Annotated in this window: 3 protein-coding genes; all 3 read right to left on the bottom strand. The window is 66.5% G+C overall.

From position 1 onward, the window contains the following. The coding region (locus tag ACFMO5_RS04510) for an SDR family NAD(P)-dependent oxidoreductase (protein WP_376791564.1) at positions 1-611 on the bottom strand (611 nt) is incomplete at its 3' end. A gap of 24 nt (positions 612-635) precedes the next feature. After that, positions 636-1,604 carry a carbamate kinase gene (gene arcC / locus ACFMO5_RS04505; protein WP_376791563.1) on the bottom strand — a complete coding sequence of 323 codons (969 nt, stop codon included), beginning with the start codon at positions 1,602-1,604 and terminating at the stop codon, positions 636-638. Between the two features lie 22 nt (positions 1,605-1,626). Then, positions 1,627-2,607 carry an ornithine carbamoyltransferase gene (locus ACFMO5_RS04500; RefSeq protein WP_376791562.1) on the bottom strand — a complete coding sequence of 327 codons (981 nt, stop codon included), beginning with the start codon at positions 2,605-2,607 and terminating at the stop codon, positions 1,627-1,629. Between the last annotated feature and the right edge of the window lie 149 nt (positions 2,608-2,756).

Here is a 2,756-nt window from a genome sequence, read left to right as displayed (position 1 = left end):
GGATCCTCCTCCGGGTAGGCCTGGGCCCGCATCCGGGTGCGGGTCGGACCGGGGTTGACGGCGTTGACCCGGATGCCCTCCGGGGCCAGCTCCTCCGCCAGGATCTGGGTGAGGATCTCGATCGCCCCCTTGGAAACCGCGTAGGCTCCCCACCGGGCTCGCCCTCGCCGGCCGACCCCGGAGGAGAGGTTGATGATCGATCCCCCGCCGGTCCGGCGCATCAGGGGAAGGGACGCGCGGGTCACCAGGAAGACGCCGGTGACGTTGACCTCCAGGACCTCCCGCCAGGCCTCCAAGGGGTATTCAGCGATCGGCACGCGCGGTCCCAGCACCGCCGCGTTGTTGACCAGCACATCCAAACGGCCGAAGGCGGCCTCGACCGCCGCGATCAGGCCCTGGACCTCCTCCGGCCGGGTCACGTCGCACGGCCGGGCCAGGATGCGCGCTTCACCCCCCAAGGACCGCAGGCTCTCGGCTGCGGCCGCCAACGCCGCGGCGTCCCGGGCGCAGAGGGCGACCGCTGCGCCCTCCTGGAGATACGCACGCGCGATCGCCAGCCCGATGCCCCGGCTGGCGCCGGTGACCAGCGCCACCTTCCCCTGAAGACGCATCTGCTGCTCCCTCCTATGCGCTCCTCATACGACGGACGCGTTCTCCGGAATGAACCAGGTGCCGGTCTCGCCGCGTAACGCCGCCGGGATGTGAGGCGGGTCCGTGATCAAAGCCGCTTTCCCGCCATGCTCTAGGTACTGAAGGATCGCCTCGATCTTGGGTCCCATAGAGCCCGGGGGGAAATGGCCTTCCGCCAGATAGCGGCGGGCTTCCGAGGCCGTCAGCCGATCCAACCAGCGCTGGTTCGGCTTCCCATAGTTCAACGCCACCTTCTCCACGGCGGTCGAGATCAGGAAAAGATCGGCGTGAAGCTCGATGGCCAGCAGGGCGCTGGCCAGGTCTTTATCGATGACCGCCTCCACCCCGACCAGGTTTCCCTCCTCATCCTCCACCACAGGGATCCCTCCACCGCCCACTGCGATCACCACGAATCCGTCCTGCAACAGCGCTTGGATGGCCGCCAGCTCGATGATCCGTTGGGGGCGCGGGGAGGGAACCACCCGCCGCCACCCCCGCCCCGCGTCCTCCCGCACCACCCAGCCCTGTTCGGCCGCCCGGCGGCGGGCGGTCTCCTCATCCATCCAGGAGCCGATGGGCTTGGTCGGGTTCTGAAAAGCCGGGTCGTTCCGATCCACCAGCACCTGGGTGACCACGGTCACGGCCAGCTGGTTCATCCCCCGCCGTCGGAACTCGTTGTAGAGCGCCTTCTGGAACATGTAGCCGATCGCCCCCTGGGTGTCCGCGTCGGCGGCGTCGAGGGGGACCGGGTGCAATTCGTGGAGGGCGAGCTCGCTGCGGCGGAGGATGAAGCCCACCTGGGGGCCATTGCCGTGGGTGATGACCACCCGCCAGCCCTGGGCGATCATCTCGGCGATGTGCACCATGGTCTCGCGGGCGGCCTCGTATTGATCCGGGACGGTCATCCGATCCGGGCCTTTGATCAACGAGTTGCCGCCGACGGCGACGACGGCCAGTCCGGGCTCCAGACGCATACTAGCCTCCACAAGGTAAGGATCAACGCATCACCAGAGCCATCACGGCCTTCTGCACATGCAGCCGGTTCTCGGCCTGGTCGTAGACTACCGATTGGGGCCCGTCGATCACCGCGTCGGTCACCTCCAGGCCGCGGTCGGCCGGCAGGCAGTGCATGTAGATGGCGTCGGACCGGGCCAGCCGCATCCGCCGCTCGTCCGCGATCCAGTCCTGGTATTTGCGGGCGATGCGGGCGCTCTCCTCAGGGTCTGTCGTGGTCAGCCAGCACCCCCAGCTCTTGGGGTAGACCGCGTCCGCATCCTGGAACGCCTCGTCCATGCTGTCCGTGATCTCGAAAGCGCCGCCGTAGCGGCGGGCGTTCTCCTTCGCCTGCTCCACGATATCGGGCATCAGCCGGAACTCTGGAGGATGCGCCAGCACCACGTGCATGCCGAAGCGGGTCAGCTGCAGGATCAGGGACTGCGGGACAGAAAGGGGCTTCTGGTAGCTGGCGGCGTAGGCCCAAGTGACCGCGATCTTCCTCCCCCGCAGGTCCCGCCCTTTCTTCTCCACCAGGGTCATGAGGTCGGCCAGGATCTGGAAGGGATGATAGATGTCGCACTGCATGTTCAGGACCGGCGCCCGGCTGTAGCGGGCGACTTCGGTAATATATTTGTTCCCCACCCCCCAATCCACATGGCGGATGGCGATGGCGTCGAAGTAGCGGCCGTAGATCTCCCCGATCTCCTTGGCCGTGTCGCCGTGGGCGATTTGGGTGGTCTTTGACTCGATGAACGCCGGATGCCCTCCGAGCTGGGCCAGGCCAGCCTCGAACGAGGCCCGCGTGCGCGTGCTGCTGTAGAAGAACAGCATGGCCATGGTCTTGCCCTCCAGATAGCGATGGGAAATCCCCATGGCCTGCTTCATCTTTAGATCGAAGGCCACATCCAGCACCGTCTGAACTTCCTCCACGGACAGGTCCAGGTCGCTGATGACGTCACGGCCGCGCAGGTTGGTTTGCATGGGAGGCCTCCTGAGTTTGGAATGTGCGCGCGCTATGGAATTTCTGTAAGCGGATGACCCCACCCCCCTTTATTTCCCCTCCCCACGGTCCCTTGGGCCGTTGGGAGGGAGCGAGCAGCATTTTTGGGGGTGAGCCGGGCGCCTTTGGC

It is taken from the genome of Thermoflexus sp., assembly GCF_042408365.1.
Lineage (GTDB): Bacteria > Chloroflexota > Anaerolineae > Thermoflexales > Thermoflexaceae > Thermoflexus.
This window is presented reverse-complemented; position numbering and strand designations above follow the sequence as displayed.